This window comes from Zarconia sp. (assembly GCF_057467645.1).
Genome location: NZ_JBRJXU010000092.1, coordinates 81,145 through 95,504 on the forward strand (window position 1 = coordinate 81,145; position 14,360 = coordinate 95,504).

At 51.2% G+C, this 14,360-nt stretch carries 12 protein-coding genes and 1 pseudogene; 9 read left to right on the top strand and 4 right to left on the bottom strand.

Annotated features, from left to right (window positions below):
• Positions 1–233 precede the first annotated feature (233 nt).
• On the bottom strand, positions 234–1,298 hold the full coding sequence (locus AC2215_RS13825) for an aldo/keto reductase (protein ID WP_486810594.1): 1,065 nt from the start codon (positions 1,296–1,298) through the stop codon (positions 234–236).
• Positions 1,299–1,676: 378 nt separating this feature from the next.
• Between AC2215_RS13825 and AC2215_RS13830 the strand changes: the two genes are divergently transcribed.
• Genes AC2215_RS13830 through AC2215_RS13840 form a run of 3 tightly spaced genes read left to right on the top strand, consistent with a single transcriptional unit; the run spans position 1,677 to position 3,941 of the window.
• On the top strand, positions 1,677–2,567 hold the full coding sequence (locus AC2215_RS13830) for an AraC family transcriptional regulator (RefSeq protein WP_486810595.1): 891 nt from the start codon (positions 1,677–1,679) through the stop codon (positions 2,565–2,567).
• A 52-nt stretch (positions 2,568–2,619) separates the two neighbouring features.
• Positions 2,620–2,766 (top strand): hypothetical protein, encoded by a 147-nt coding sequence (locus AC2215_RS13835; RefSeq protein ID WP_486810596.1) that lies wholly within the window; start codon positions 2,620–2,622, stop codon positions 2,764–2,766.
• Between the two features lie 2 nt (positions 2,767–2,768).
• Positions 2,769–3,941, top strand: a complete 1,173-nt coding sequence (locus AC2215_RS13840) for a hypothetical protein (protein ID WP_486810597.1) — start codon at positions 2,769–2,771, stop codon at positions 3,939–3,941.
• Between the two features lie 751 nt (positions 3,942–4,692).
• Here the strand turns inward: AC2215_RS13840 and AC2215_RS13845 are convergent.
• A pseudogene (locus AC2215_RS13845) lies at positions 4,693–5,039 on the bottom strand (amidohydrolase family protein); the annotation flags it as partial.
• 285 nt (positions 5,040–5,324) lie between these two features.
• Between AC2215_RS13845 and lepB the strand changes: the two are divergent.
• The 3 genes from lepB (at position 5,325) to AC2215_RS13860 (ending at position 7,219) form a co-directional block, all read left to right on the top strand.
• Positions 5,325–6,050: a signal peptidase I gene (lepB, locus tag AC2215_RS13850; RefSeq protein WP_486810598.1), complete on the top strand. Its 726-nt coding sequence runs from the start codon at positions 5,325–5,327 to the stop codon at positions 6,048–6,050.
• A 33-nt stretch (positions 6,051–6,083) separates the two neighbouring features.
• Positions 6,084–7,016: an RluA family pseudouridine synthase gene (locus AC2215_RS13855; protein ID WP_486810599.1), complete on the top strand. Its 933-nt coding sequence runs from the start codon at positions 6,084–6,086 to the stop codon at positions 7,014–7,016.
• A gap of 77 nt (positions 7,017–7,093) precedes the next feature.
• Positions 7,094–7,219, top strand: a complete 126-nt coding sequence (locus AC2215_RS13860) for a hypothetical protein (RefSeq protein WP_486810600.1) — start codon at positions 7,094–7,096, stop codon at positions 7,217–7,219.
• Positions 7,220–7,303: 84 nt separating this feature from the next.
• Here the strand turns inward: AC2215_RS13860 and AC2215_RS13865 are convergent, their stop codons facing one another.
• Complete coding sequence (locus AC2215_RS13865) at positions 7,304–9,643, bottom strand: vanadium-dependent haloperoxidase (RefSeq protein ID WP_486810601.1); 2,340 nt, start codon at positions 9,641–9,643, stop codon at positions 7,304–7,306.
• A gap of 612 nt (positions 9,644–10,255) precedes the next feature.
• Here AC2215_RS13865 and AC2215_RS13870 point away from each other — a divergent pair.
• The 3 genes from AC2215_RS13870 (at position 10,256) to AC2215_RS13880 (ending at position 13,512) form a co-directional block, all read left to right on the top strand.
• Entirely contained in the window at positions 10,256–11,455 is a 1,200-nt protein-coding gene (locus AC2215_RS13870) for a FecCD family ABC transporter permease (RefSeq protein ID WP_486810602.1), read from the top strand.
• 349 nt (positions 11,456–11,804) lie between these two features.
• The gene (locus tag AC2215_RS13875; RefSeq protein WP_486810603.1) at positions 11,805–12,581 is read left to right on the top strand and encodes an ABC transporter ATP-binding protein; all 777 of its coding nucleotides are present in this window, start codon (positions 11,805–11,807) and stop codon (positions 12,579–12,581) included.
• 28 nt (positions 12,582–12,609) lie between these two features.
• Complete coding sequence (locus AC2215_RS13880; protein ID WP_486810604.1) at positions 12,610–13,512, top strand: ABC transporter substrate-binding protein; 903 nt, start codon at positions 12,610–12,612, stop codon at positions 13,510–13,512.
• Between the two features lie 30 nt (positions 13,513–13,542).
• Here the strand turns inward: AC2215_RS13880 and AC2215_RS13885 are convergent, their stop codons facing one another.
• Positions 13,543–14,205: a DUF4279 domain-containing protein gene (locus tag AC2215_RS13885; RefSeq protein ID WP_486810605.1), complete on the bottom strand. Its 663-nt coding sequence runs from the start codon at positions 14,203–14,205 to the stop codon at positions 13,543–13,545.
• Positions 14,206–14,360 lie beyond the last annotated feature (155 nt).

Here is a 14,360-nt window from a genome sequence, read left to right on the forward strand (position 1 = left end):
GCAGTTTTCTGGCATTGCAGACCCCTCGACATCCGTTGTCGGGCGGGCAGTTGCGCCGAGGGAAATTGCACGTTTCGAGTCCTCACCCAACTCTCCAACCCAGGGTCCTTCCTCCCTACCTCCCGAAGCCTCCCCTGCCACCAACACCTGTCAGATCTGTGGCGATATGAAGCTTACATTTCGCTGTTCTCGCTAGCCGGAACACCCGATCGGGACCCTTCTGTCAAAATCGGTTAGCGGTAGCTGCTGGGCTTATCTCCCACCGTTGTACCTCCGTTAATCATTCCCTGGATGCCGGTTTCAAAGAAGGTATAAGGGAAACGCACTTCGGGTTGACTCACCTCATCCAGGCGCTGCTTTAACTCGGCAGGAATCTCGAAATCCAACGCACCCAGGTTATCTTCTAACTGATGCAGTTTCGTCGCCCCAACAATGACTGAAGCAACGCCAGGACGGTTCGCAACCCAGTTGACAGCGACCTGCGCCATCGATCGACCTAACTTGTTTGCCACTTTTTCCAGTTCGGCGACGATCGCCCAATTCTTCTCGGTAAACTTATTGAAGGCGGGATTATCGGTATCGGCGAGGGTGGCGAGGCGACCGGAACCTTCCGGGCCGTTTTGCGAGGGCTTGTACTTGCCCGACAGCAGACCGCTTGCCAAAGGCGACCAGACCATGATGCCCGCACCCAGAGCGTTAGCCATGGGGACGTACTCAAATTCAATATTGCGCTCGACGAGAGAATATTCGAGTTGGACGGTACTGATGGGTTCGAGGTGTCGTTCTCGGGCGATCGTTTGTGCCTGCGCCACGTACCAGGCGGGGGCGTCTGATAGGGCAACGTAGCGCACTTTCCCGGAACGCACCAAGTCATCTAGAGTGCGGACGACTTCCTCGGCAGGTGTCACCCGATCCCAGGTGTGCAGCATATAGAGATCGATGTAGTCCGTTCCGAGGCGTTCCAAAGAGCCTTCGATCGCCCGGAGAATATTCTTGCGCCCGTTTCCCCCCGCGTTGGGATTGCCGGGTTCGCCGTTATAGCTGAATTTGGTGGTAATGACGATGCGATCGCGAGTGCTGCTATCTTTCACGAATCGACCCAGCATTCGCTCGCTATTCCCGTTGGTATAGAGGTCGGCCGTATCGATAAAGTTACCACCAGCTTCGAGGTAAGTATCGAATAGCTTACGGGCATTTGCCTCGTCCGCACCCCAGCCCCAGTCGTCCCCGAAGGTCATGGTTCCAAGCGCTAGACGGCTGACTTTGAGTCCGGTATTGCCGAGTGTATAGTAATTCATCGCGTCATCTCTTGAAGTATCGATCGTCGGATTATTCGAGGTCCGACAAGAACAAATATCGAATATTTCTGCGGTCGATGACTAGCATTTTCGTGCGCTGTTTTGGTACAAAATTGCTATTAACGCGGTGTGAAATTTTCAGCGATCGCCATATGGTGAGCGAGTAGACTTATCCCCCTTTTCCCTTCCCCCTTCCCCCCGTGGGAGAAAATTTTGGATAAGTTGCACATGGCGTTATAACGTCAGTTCAAAACCAGACCGTGTCCGATCGGGGTGGAGTATGGGGTGTAAGCTTGCAAGCTGTCTCTTCAATCTTGACGATCCTTAATCCAAATAGGCATTAATCGGGAATCGAACGGAGCGTTCCAACCAGAAACCATGAAAAGCCAGATCGATTTTGTCGATAGCCAAACTCTCAAACCCAAGCCCGAGGTCGATGCCGGACGAATTCTGGTATCGAGCAAAAATCTAGAATGGGAGGGAATTTACATCGAAAAGGGAGAAAACAAACAGTTTAACCCCGATGATGTCACCGTTCCGCAGCATTATTTTGCCATGAACATCGGACCGGCTTTCGAGTGGGAATGGAAAGATGGAAAAACCTTCAAAACCCACCGCTACGAAACGGGAGATGTGTGGATTAATCCGGCGGGAGTCCCCTTTTCCCATCGAATTAAGACTCACAATCAATTTGTGTTGCTGACCCTCGAGCCGGAAAAAATTATCGACGTACTGCCTGACTATCCACTTATCGATCGCCAAGTCTTTCGACGAGTGCATCGATCGAAAGATAAACACCTGCAAACGCTAATGCAAGCATTGCTGGTAGAAGCCGAAAGTGGCGGTCCGAACGGTCGGTTTTATGCCGATACGTTATCTACCGCATTAGTAGCACATTTTGTCAATCACTACAGCACGAAAATTCCCGTAGAATTGACTCGAGTTACGGCGATCGAACGCCAACGTTTGGGTCGCGTTCTTGAATATATCGAAGCGTATCTGACCCAATCCATTTGTCTGGAGGACTTGGCCCGAGTCGCGGGTTTGAGTAAGTTTCATTTTTCGCGATCGTTCAAAGCCGCCATCGGAGTGACACCTCATCAATATTTACTGAAACGGCGGATTGAAAAGGCAGCCAATGCTCTCAAAACTGAATCGATCGCCCAAGTTGCCTATCAGTTTGGTTTTACCGACCAATCTCACTTTACTCGGGTGTTTAAAAAAGTAAAAGATGTAACCCCCAAACAGTTTATCCGGCAAAAAATGTAATTCTCAAACGCGATCGTCGATGGCGATAATTGTCGGCTGAAGTTCGATCTCCATGATGAGATTTTCTCGATCGGAAGTTTGGATACCGCAAGCCGTCCGCTTGATTGCACGGGTAAAGTTACCGATGGCAGTTCTTAAAAAAATCGAAGAAACTGGAGATGAAAGTCCGCGATCGATGGTACGACCCGCACACGACTAACCATGAACACCCAGATCTCAGTTTCAAATTTCTCCCGAGAAACATTTGGTGAATATCGCAGCAAATGGCACAACATCGGTCTAGGAACCCAAACCATCGACCCAGATAAAGCTCGCTCTACCATTGGCGTTCTCTACCGAACCTTGGGGCTGAATCTACCCAAAGTGGAGTTTGTGTGCGGCATCGGTGACTTCGAGCAACGCCTGCACTCTCTCAAGCAACCGCCCGGATTTCCGAATGTGCTGCTGCCCGAATCTCTCAGACCCGACGCGATGAGTCTGACTGGGTTAGTGCGCATCTATTTCGATCGCCATCTCATCCAACCCCTCAAAACTCAGTTACCCCAAGCCTTTCTGGAAACCATCTCCCAACCGGATCGGGTCCGACAGGATGCAGATACCTTCCAAAGGTTAATTGTCAAAGAATTTGCCACTCGCTACGGTAAAGAGCGCCAGTTGCGGTTATCCGGTGTCAAACTCTCATCCACTCAAAACCGAGGCGAACGACTGTTCGATCGCAGCTATAGCCCTCAAATCGCGGCACTCAAGGATGGTGCTTGGCTCGATTGGGCAATTTCTGAATGGAACCTCGGATCTCAGGTGACTGAAGCCTGGTGGCTGTTTAAAATGCTCGCGCGCCACACGAGTTTTATCTATCCCACCCAGGACTTGTGTTTAGTGTGCGATCGACCCAAACGCCTGGTTCTGGAGAGCGATCGCACTGGAAAACCAGCTATCGACTATGCCGATGGCTTCCGCGTCTATGCTGTCGACGGACGACGCATTCCCCCAGAAATTGGGGCGATTCCCATGGAAGAGTGGGACGCGCGCTGGCTGCTGCAAGTCGAGCTCGATCGCGAAACCCGCCACTGCATCGCCCGCCACCTCAAAAACGAGTCGAGCACCATCGCTCAACTGCAAGCCAAAGCAACTGCCCGACAGCGGTACGAGAACGAATACCTCCTTCTCGAATCCCCCTACAGCAAGCAACCGCTGCTGTTGTGTAAAGATCGCGATGGTCACCTCCTTTCGGCATGGTTGGTTCCTGAAGGTACGAAAACCATCCGCACGGCCGTCACTCTGATTGCCTATCAATTTCAGTCGGCTTGGCAACACAATGGCGAAATCCGCAGCTATTTCACCGGGCGCAATCCCCGTCATATTCGATCCGCTTGAATCTGCTCTGACTTAACGTCAGTTCGGGTTAAGAGTCGATTTTTAACTGCCTCAACGAGAGAATGCAGGTTTGAGACCGACAAATGCTGAAAATCAGTAACGGCAGAATCAGGGGTTCAGCTTATCCCGAACGCACGTTGACTTACTTGTGAGAAACGCGGTCGAGGTGGGGAAGGTAAAGGAAAAGTTGACCCGTTAAATTTACGGATTACGCTCTATTGGAAATCGGGTAAAAAGTCAAAAATAAATTGATTTTTACTTGAATTTATCCACGCTCGTGAATTTGAATAATTCTCCTTCTCGTTTGATTTATGGCTTCTAGACATCTATTTCTATGGTTTAAAGCAAAGCTTGAAGCACCGGTCAAACAGACCCTATACAAAGTTCGATCGAAGCAATTTTGAAATTTTGACAAATATTCCCTCGAAATCTTCACGAAGCAGCATTCGGTCAGTAAGCTAGTAAGCGTCCATAAAAAACCCCCACCCAGAAGAGGGCAGGGGCTTCAAGCAAGCAACTAGGACGGGCTGTGTCTTGTTAGATTTCTTCGAGGCACAGCCTCTATAATCTCTAGCCTAGCTTTCTCAACCGACAAGTGCAACAATCGAGACAAAGGGAAACAGCGATCGGGTCGTTGCTCCACAAGGGGAAGGGTTAAAGGTTAAAGGGAAAAGAAATTGATGTGATGGCAGTTCGCACCCTTTTCCCGTTCTCTACACTTGCCTGAAACAGTCCGATCTCGCGCCTGACGTTAACCAAATTGCAGCGCCTCGCCCCGTACGTCCAGATTCAACTGTCCGTCTTCATAAGCCACTTTCCCCCCAACCACGGTTACCATCGGCCATCCCGTCAGATTCCACCCCTCAAAGGGACTCCAGCCGCATTTAGTCAATAAATTCTTGGCTTCCAGTGGACGATCGCCCTCTAAATCCACCAAAATAAATCGGCATCGTAGTCGGGGGCGATCGCTCCTTTGTTCGGAATGTTATAGGCTTTTGCTACCGCTGTTGACATCCAATTCGACACCTGGGCGACAGTACAGCGACCTTGCATGGCTTGAGCGAGCATCAACGGCCGGCAGGTTTCTACCCCCGGCAACAATGTCAGTCCCGCCGCGTCTATTTCCTTAACCTCGCCATCGGAGGCGATCGCGATTTCCGGTTCGACACGATCGATTTTGCCCCCCGCCATCAACACGTCCCCCGTGAGGAACTCCCCATCGGGCATCAGGATACGGGGGCGACGAATGAGTAGAGGCTCAGAAATCGGTGTAGAAGATGACATAAACGTTCCGAGCGGGGTTTGATGCTTGCGAGTATACTAGAGGACAAAGACTAGAGCCGAATCTTTATCGTTTCGTAATTCTTTTTCACCAGACGTTATATGACCCAGCAGCCCGATCGCATTTCCGAGTCACAATCCCAATCGGAAGCCGCTCGAATCTCCGCGAATCCTCCTGTGGCGGAAGAAAATACTTGGCTTGAGATTTTGAAAACTTTGGGACTCAGTGCCGTTCTCGCCTTCGGGATTCGGACGTTTGTGGCGGAAGCGCGCTATATTCCCACGGGTTCGATGCTGCCGACTCTGCAAATTAACGATCGATTGATGATCGATAAAATCGGCTATCGTTTCTCTGATATCCAGCGCGGTGATATCGTCGTCTTCAAACCCACGGCTCAGCTTCAGCAAGAGGGATTTAAAGAAGCGTTTATCAAACGGATTATCGGACTGCCGGGAGACAAAATCGAGATCGTTGACGGTCAAGTTTACGCCAATGGCGAACGGCTCGACGAACCCTATGTGGAACAAACGCCCGAGGTAACCGAAGAAGAGGTTCCGGCACTGATGGAAGGAACCCGCGTTGATGTGTGCCGCCATCAAGCTCCTTATTTCACCCAAAAGCAACGAGGGGATTCGGAAGTCTGGGAAGCGGTCGTTCCGGCCGATTCTTATTTGGTGATGGGGGATAATCGCAATAATAGTTACGACAGCCGCTGCTGGGGCGTAGTGGAGCGTAACGAAACCATCGGTCGCGCGGTGGTTCGGTTCTGGCCGATTCAGCGGATTGGCGGCATCGAGCGCCCCTCTTATTTGACACAAGAAGAATAACGTGGAACAACATCGCATATACCACCGGAGGCGATGAAAAGAGCAATACTAGCAGAAACCGGGGGTCAGCGCCTCGATCGATTCTTAGCCGATCGATTGGCAGACTTATCGCGATCGCGCATCCAACAACTCATCGATGGGGGACAGGTGCGCCTCAACGATCGCATCTGCACCTCGAAAAAGATGGCCGTGCAACCAGGCGATCGCTTGGAAGTGGAAATCCCCCCACCTCAATCCCTGGAACTCGAACCTCTCGATCTGCCCCTGGATATCCTCTACGAAGACGACCAGATGGCGATCGTCAACAAACCTGCTGGATTGGTGGTTCATCCCGCACCGGGACACGAAAACGATACTCTCGTCAACGCCCTGCTGGCTCATTGCGACTCCCTCGCCGGAATTGGGGGCGTGCGGCGACCGGGCATCGTCCACCGATTGGATAAAGATACCACCGGGGCGATCGCCATTGCCAAAACCGATCTCGCCCACGAAAACCTGCAAACCCAGCTAAAAACCAAAACGGCCCGTCGCGAGTATCTCGGCGTCGTTTACGGCGCACCCCACACCGAATCCGGCACCATCGAGCAACCCATCGGTCGCCACCGGGTCGATCGAAAAAAAATGGCGATCGTCCCCGAAGATCGCGGCGGACGCTATGCCCGCACCCACTGGCAAATCCGGGAACGTCTGGGCAACTATACCCTGATGCAGTTCCGCCTCGATACCGGTCGCACCCACCAAATTCGGGTTCACAGCGCCCATATCGGACATCCGATCGTTGGCGATCCCGTCTATAGTTCTGGGCGTTCCGTGGGGGTCAATTTACCCGGACAAGCCCTGCACGCCTGGAAACTTACCCTGCAACATCCCCTCTCGGGAGAAACCATCGAGGCGATCGCCCCCCTACCGGAATCACTCGAGAAGCTACTCAAAGTTCTACGCCTTCGTCATGTTCGATCCGGTTGAACGATCGTTATTTAACGTCAGTTTTGGATAAGACTGTTTCAGGTGAGGATGGGGAACGGGGAAAGGGGTCGGGGGGAATGGAGTACTTTCCTCCCCAGCAACCAGATGTACCCAGTATTGTCACCTCACTTTCGAGCGGCTGGCCGATCGCCCGAACGTCACCAGTCGTCGGCATCCGGAGCAGACGGCTTCAGCAAAACTGACGTTATTTAGGGAGAGGGGGAGACGCGGTGACGCGCAGATAGAAACTGATGAACTATTTCCTACACCCCACACCCTTCCTGACGTTAAAACAGGATTTCGCGACCCTCTGCGCGACCGATGAGAATGAAATGCTCAAAGCCACTGCGCAGTTCTCCCTCGTTAACCGCCTCAGCCACATCGGGATTCTGGCTGAGATAGCGGCTTTCGTCAAAAATCCGACTTGGATCGCGACCCTCAAACTGACCGAATTCGATATAGTGCTCGAATCCATCCTCGAAATTCCCCTCGATAACCGCCTTCGCCACATCCGGATTTTGGATGAGGTAAAAGGCTTCATCGAACAACCATGTATGGGGATTGGAGGTGAGAGTATCTTCGGTTTCTTCTGCTAACTCGAGATTTTCATCCGCTTCCTCTGTTGATTCTCCCGTCAGAGAGTCGATCTGCTCGGAGTTGATGACTTGCATCGCCTGGGTATAGTTGAAAAACGGGCTGGGGTCGCGACCTTCAACGATACCGAATTTGAGGAAATGCTCCAGACCGCTCGTAAATTGACCGGCTTCTACGGCATCGGCAACATCCACGTTGCGCGCTAAGTAATAGGCTTCGTTAAATAAAGCACTGGGGTTGCGACCTTCAACGATACCGAATTCGAGGAAATGTTCCATTCCGCTCTCAAAGAAGCCTTCGGCAACCGCTTCTCGAACATCAGCGTACATCCCCAGGTAGTAACTTTCATCAAACCCCAGTCCGAGTTCTCCATCGCCGGCATCCTCGAGTAAATCTTCTTTGCCAAAAAAGCGGGCGTATTGCTCGATGCTGAAGATGGCCTGGGATGCAGAAATATCGGTTTCGGTGCCGCCTTGGATATAATTGAGGGCACTCAAGAACGCATCGCCCCCTACCTGTTGCCCCAACAGACGGCTGTACACGTCGCCATCAGTGAAGTGGATACCACCGTAAAGGCGAGAAATTCCCCCTTCATCTGCGGCTTCGGTAAACGTATCCCATTGCAGCGTTAGGGTTTGTTGGGGAGTAATTCCTGGTTCGAAGCGAGATTCGCCCGCTTCAAAGGTGACGGAACCGCCGAAGTCATCGCTACCGGTAAACAGCCGCAAGATTTCCGCACCGGCAGCACTGAAGGCGCTGTGTCCGGAGGTATATTCAGCAAAGGGTGGGGAGGGGTCGCTACCGGGGGTTTGATAGGTGAGAAAGTCGGTGGCGAGGATGGTTTGAGTGCCGGCGTTGGGCGTCCAGGCATCGATAGCGTAACCGCCGAGGGCTTCGTTAAATTCGCCAATCAGTCCCAGTTCTCCCAAGTCGCGAATGGCGCGAACGGGACGGGCGTAATCGTAGTAGGTTTTGGCTTCCCAGGTGGCGACCCCGGCATCGAAGACTGCATTCCCCAAAGCAAAGAACATTTGGGCATCTTCATCGAGGGTGCGATCGTCCCGTGCGGAAACGAACTGCCCGAAAGTCATCCACGTACCGGGAGGGAATGAGGTTCCCCCCCCATCTTCCCAAAATTCGGCGATTAGCTTTTGCTCGTCGGTGAGATTAGCGCTGTAATCAACCACCTCTTCGGCTTGTTCGATAAATTCGGGATTAATAATCGTGCCGACAATATCCCGGCTGATGTTGACTGTCGAACCATCGCCCAGGGTAATGGTTCTCGCTTCTATATCGACTTCACCCTCGACGAGGAGAAAGGGTTTCGGTTCCACGGGGCGCAACTGGCCGCCAAATTCCAAACTAAAAGGAGTGACATTTCCCCATTGAGGCGTGAGGAAGCTTTGAATGCCCGTCGCTTCACCGGGTTCTGCATCGATGGGAACGAACTCGGGCGTCCAAAGTTCGATGTTGCTGGCATTGCCGACAGGGTTGGCGCTTTGGTAACCGGTAATGTCCGAGTAGGGGATACCGTTGCCGTTCGGGTCAGTCCCAAGTTGGTTCGAGCCATCGTTGTAGCGGAATTCCAGCAATGCAGCCGCCGAGACATTACCGATGCCTGCGGGGGTTGCGGTATCGCTGGTGGCATTGGCCGGATCGAACCCCAATTCGGTCATGACGGCGTTGAAGGTTGCCGTGTGGGTGGGAAATAAGTCCGTCAGCACGCCATAAGCTGCATAGCTCATGGCTTCGGTTTTATTGGCTTGTGTATTTTCAGTTTGGGGACGTTGCAAGCTGTCGCCGAGTTGGGTAGAAACGGGCACATCTTCGTAAGCTGCCCAAGCGTCGTAGATGGCGGTATGCACCATGCCGTAAGCGCGAGATGCGATCGTTGGTCCCACCGCGGTATCGATAACGGCTTGCTGAACCGCACGATCCCAAATCACTGAAATAGATGGGGTGGGATCGTCAACGGTCACCAGCTGAGTTTCGGGATTGAGATTGAAGGCGATGTCGGTATTATTCTCGTTCATGAACGTGTCCGGGAAGGATAAAGAAGCTCGAAACGGCAAGATACAAAAGACTCGAAAAGATTCGCGCTACAACATTGAAGTCTTAAAATTCAGTTGCCAACGCTTGAAAGCTTCGTCGATCGTTCTCAATTGAAAAAATAATTTGTTCCTTAGGAATATTTGTGGTACGGTCTATCTATCACTTCAATCAATCCACAAAATCAATTCCAAATTTTCAATTAAGACTCAAACGGCACTAAGGAATAACCATCAAGCTCTGACGGTAATTAATATCCTTAGTTTGTTAAGATTACACCCTGTGTTAAACCGGTTGGTGGAAAAAAAATTGGTACGCTTAATATAATTGTCTTCGACTAACTTTCGATCGTCCTCAGTGAATTTTCAGAATTCTGACGGAGTGGTTCTCAGTAGAGTCAATAGACCCAATAGGAAATTTCACCATCAATTGACATCTAACGCCGGAAAAAAAGTTGTCTAGAACGACGATTTAAGGTGGATTTGACCGGACTTTCCTGCGAAGATGCAATCTCCGAGAAAATACGGATTGTTTTGCGTTTTAGGCGATCGCCCCTGGGTATTGACCGGTTGGATCTGCCCCTTAGCAAGCTGTAGATGAATATTTTCGATCGGACCCGGATTTTCCATTCCCCATTCCCGAGGGTTGATGGAACCAGATCGGCGCAAACTGTTATATTTTATTGGCTCGATGACATCAATGATTGCTATATTACCCAAGGGCGATCGAACCGTTTCCTATCCCTCGATCGCAATACATCCATGGGTTCTCCTCCAACAGATATTCCTCGATCGTTGAGACAACTCACCGCTGGCAATCGAACCGGATTCGCGGCCCTCATCGTCGGCCTGGGATTGATATTCGTCATTGCACTCTCCCTGTCTCGGGGAACCGTCAGCATGAGTCCTGCCGAACTCTGGGATGCCGTCCTCCATCGAGGCAGCACCGTCAATCAGACTATTATCTGGGATTTGCGGCTGCCCCGCGTGATTGCGGCTCTGGTGGTGGGTGCGGCGTTGGGAGCCTCGGGGGCGCTGATGCAGGGAATGCTGCGCAACGGTCTGGCGAGTCCCTTCCTCTTAGGGATTTCAGCGGGGGCGGGACTGGTTGCCGTCGCCATGCTGAGTTTGGGTTTCCTCCAACTGTGGGTTCCCATCGGCGCCTGGCTGGGGGCTGTTTTGACGACCCTATTCGTCTATCTCCTTGCCCGTCAGGGTTCGACCCTATCTGTCGAGCGTCTGATTCTTGGCGGAGTGGCGGTCAGTGCCTTGTTTGGTGCGATTCAATCGGCGCTGTTGCTCACCACTGAAGACGGGCGGGTACAGGCGGCGCTCACCTGGCTGGTGGGAAGCCTCAACGGTCGGGGATGGCAAGAAGTCACTGTGGCTGGTCCTTATATTTTCGTCGCTTTAGCGATCGCCTGTTTGCTCTCTTCTTGGATTAATCTACTCAACCTGGGGGACGATTTATCCGTCGGGTTGGGAATGTCGCCGTTGCGCGCCCGTTCGGCAATTGGAGCCACGGCAGCGCTGTTGGCGGCTGGGGCGGTGAGTATTGCCGGGTTAATTGGTTTTATCGGACTCATCGTTCCCCACGGCGTTCGGCTGCTGGTGGGTACGGACTATCGCGCGGTGATTCCCTTTTCGGCATTGGGTGGGGCGCTGGTGCTGGCTTTTGCCGACTTGCTCTCCCGCTTGGGTTCGGTGGAACTGCCGGTGGGGATTGTCACGGCTTTTTTGGGGGCTCCGGTGTTTATCTGGCTGCTGTACCGCCGTGCGGGGATGGGGGGGTTGTAGGGGAGACAAGGGGACAAGGGGACAAGGGGACAAGGGGACAAGGGGACAAGGGGACAAGGGGACAAGGAGACAAGGGGACAAGGGGACAAGGGGACAAGGAGACAAGGGGACAAGGGAGACAAGGGGACAAGGAGACAAGGAGACAAGGGAGATAGAAAAAAGAATGCATCTATGTAATGCGATGTGCAAGTTTGAGCAAGGCCATGTGGCGAGCGAGTCAAAAAATTCACCCTTTCCCCTTTTCCCCGCATTAAGTTGCACGTGGCGTCACGATCGATTTTCCGTTCGCATCCCTTCCGGTTTCGTCACTTACGCCCGCTAACTTTTATTTTCGTCGAGGTACGCAACCATGCCCTTGGAGGCTCAAAATTTGTCGGGAGGATACGGGACGACAACGATTGTCGAAGCGATCGATTTAGCCCTGGCACAGGGGGAATGGCTGAGCTTGTTGGGGGCAAACGGTTCGGGGAAATCGACGTTGTTGCGTCTGATGAGTCGCATTCTCGCACCGCAGCAGGGGATGGTGTTGCTCGATGGCAAAACGATTCACAGCCAACCCATGCAAGCGGTGGCACGGCAGCTGGCCATCTTACCCCAACAGCAGACGGTTCCTCCCGGTTTGACGGTGGAACAACTGGTGAGTTTGGGCCGCGCGCCGTATCAAAACTGGTGGGAGTGGGAACTCGATGCTGCGGGGAAACAGAAGGTGGAGGAGGCGATGGTGGAAACGGGGGTGATGCAATTTCGCGATCGCTCGGTGGCTCAACTTTCGGGGGGGGAAAAGCAGCGGGTGTTTCTGGCGTTGGCGCTGGCCCAAAATCCGAAAGTGCTGTTACTCGACGAACCCACGACTTATCTGGATATTCGCTATCAGCTTCAGTTACTCGATTTACTCAAAAACTTAAATCAAAAGCAAGAACTGGCGATTATTACGGTGTTACACGATATTAATTTAGCGGCTCGATATAGCGATCGCCTCGCTCTCGTGCGCCAGGGCAGGCTGTTTGGGGTGGGCGCAGTGGAAGCGATGCTCACGCCGGCGAATGTGGCAGCGGTGTTTGATGTGGATGCGATCGTTCTGGATACTCCGGTGGGAGTTCAGATTTGTCCGATTTCCGATGAATAAACGATAACCATTAATTCTTGGGTGAAAAATGATGAAGACTTTCAAAACCGGTTTGATTTTGTGCTTATCTTTGCTTTTATTCTCCTGTTCGAATTCTCAACTGCAGGCTAATAGTCCTGAAGCCAACGTTACAGATGCAGAAATAGCTGCAGAAACGGCGGCAGAAACGGTTATCGATCGTGTCGTGGCACTCTCCTCTTTAACCGCCGATATTACCCAGCAGCTCGCGGCTTCTAAGCTAGTGGGAATACCCGGTAGCGATATTTTCAAAGAAGACGATCGATTTGCCGAACTGACGACGGTGAGTAGCGGTCGCACGCCGCCGAATTTAGAAGCGATTGTTGCCCTAGAACCGGATTTGGTTATTGGGGCAGAAGGGTTTCACGATGCGATTATTCAACGATTGGATGAAATCGGGATTGCAACGCAGTTGGTCAAGGTGGATAGTTGGGAGTCGCTGACGCAAGTTACAGAAGATTTAGCCGATCGATTAAGTGCCGATGCTAAACCTTTATTGGAACGATATCAGGCTTGTTTGGCACAAGCCCCAATTCAGGGTAAATCTACGTTAGTTCTCGTCAGTCGCCAGCCGATTTTAGCTCCGAATAAAACGAGTTGGGCCGGGGATTTTCTACAAGAGTTTAATACGCCTAATTTGGCAGGAGAACTTCAAGGAGAAAGTCCGATCGGGGGCTATGTCACTCTATCGGCAGAGAAAGTTTTGCAGGAAGATCCCGATACGATTTTAATCGTCGATCCGGGGAATGAAGGTATTTTAGAGCAATTCCAAAAAGATGCTTTTTGGAAGCAACTCGAAGCCAGCAAAAGCGATCGTATCTACACTGTCGATTACTATGGTTTTGTCAATCCGGGTAGTATTGGAAAAATTGAGGAAGCGTGCGATCGGCTTGGTAAAATTGTGGTGGATTAAGTTTAGAGCGTCTAATTATTTCCAAGCTAACTAGGAGTAAGGTAGGCTACATTCTCCATAGGCATATAAGTCCAAATCTACTTCAGCTCCTAATGCTGCAATTCTACGAATTGTTTCTCGATCGATGTTACATCCTCCCATCCAATTTCTATAGCCTTCATAGCAAATGCCAATATAAACTTCACATTCATCCTGAAGACTGGTAATATTTGCTTCTACAGGTTCGAGTCGTTCGAGTAAAAATTTGAGCTTACTTCCTAAGTTTCCAGGTATATCTTTCTGAGGTTCAAAGTACCAGCGATTATCTTGAAATTTAACCGAAGATTTTGGAAATCTCTTCTCACCTATTCTGTTGCTTCTCGTGGGTGCTAACTGAACTCGTTCGGTAATACTTCTTGGATCGAGTAATGTACTGTGAATCGAGAGATAGAATCTGACTGCTGCTTCCATATAAGATGCTGAAGCAATGAGTCGATCGTTTTCTGTTCGAACGACAATAACAAAGTAATACGGTTCGTTTTCAATAGCAAAATAGACGTAAAATGTACCGGGTTCTTCATGCTCGTCAACATACAAAATGACGGGTGTATTCTCCTTGATGACGAGTTGATGTACTGCTAGTACTTGTTCTGTGACTCCCAATGTTGGATTGAGAGTTTCCGAAATTGCAACTTTTTTGGCTAAACTCTCCAATTTTAATCTCTACAAAACTAACCGCCATTTCTCTCCCTCAGAATCAAAAGAACTCATCGAGAAAAATGGCGGCTTAGGTTTAACCCATCTTCATGAAGAACTGCGTCGGCATTGAGCCGTCAGCTACCTGCTTTTTTAACGGCTGACGGCTAAAG

Bases quoted from the DNA above. Each gene is read 5' to 3' on its own strand.
- lepB (WP_486810598.1), top strand. From the start codon at position 5,325: ATGACCCAGCAGCCCGATCGCATTTCCGAGTCACAATCCCAATCGGAA.
- AC2215_RS13855 (WP_486810599.1), top strand. From the start codon at position 6,084: ATGAAAAGAGCAATACTAGCAGAAACCGGGGGTCAGCGCCTCGATCGA.
- AC2215_RS13865 (WP_486810601.1), bottom strand. From the start codon at position 9,643: ATGAACGAGAATAATACCGACATCGCCTTCAATCTCAATCCCGAAACT.
- AC2215_RS13870 (WP_486810602.1), top strand. From the start codon at position 10,256: ATGAATATTTTCGATCGGACCCGGATTTTCCATTCCCCATTCCCGAGG.
- AC2215_RS13880 (WP_486810604.1), top strand. From the start codon at position 12,610: ATGATGAAGACTTTCAAAACCGGTTTGATTTTGTGCTTATCTTTGCTT.
- AC2215_RS13825 (WP_486810594.1), bottom strand. From the start codon at position 1,298: ATGAATTACTATACACTCGGCAATACCGGACTCAAAGTCAGCCGTCTA.
- AC2215_RS13835 (WP_486810596.1), top strand. From the start codon at position 2,620: ATGATGAGATTTTCTCGATCGGAAGTTTGGATACCGCAAGCCGTCCGC.
- AC2215_RS13875 (WP_486810603.1), top strand. From the start codon at position 11,805: ATGCCCTTGGAGGCTCAAAATTTGTCGGGAGGATACGGGACGACAACG.
- AC2215_RS13830 (WP_486810595.1), top strand. From the start codon at position 1,677: ATGAAAAGCCAGATCGATTTTGTCGATAGCCAAACTCTCAAACCCAAG.
- AC2215_RS13840 (WP_486810597.1), top strand. From the start codon at position 2,769: ATGAACACCCAGATCTCAGTTTCAAATTTCTCCCGAGAAACATTTGGT.
- AC2215_RS13860 (WP_486810600.1), top strand. From the start codon at position 7,094: ATGGAGTACTTTCCTCCCCAGCAACCAGATGTACCCAGTATTGTCACC.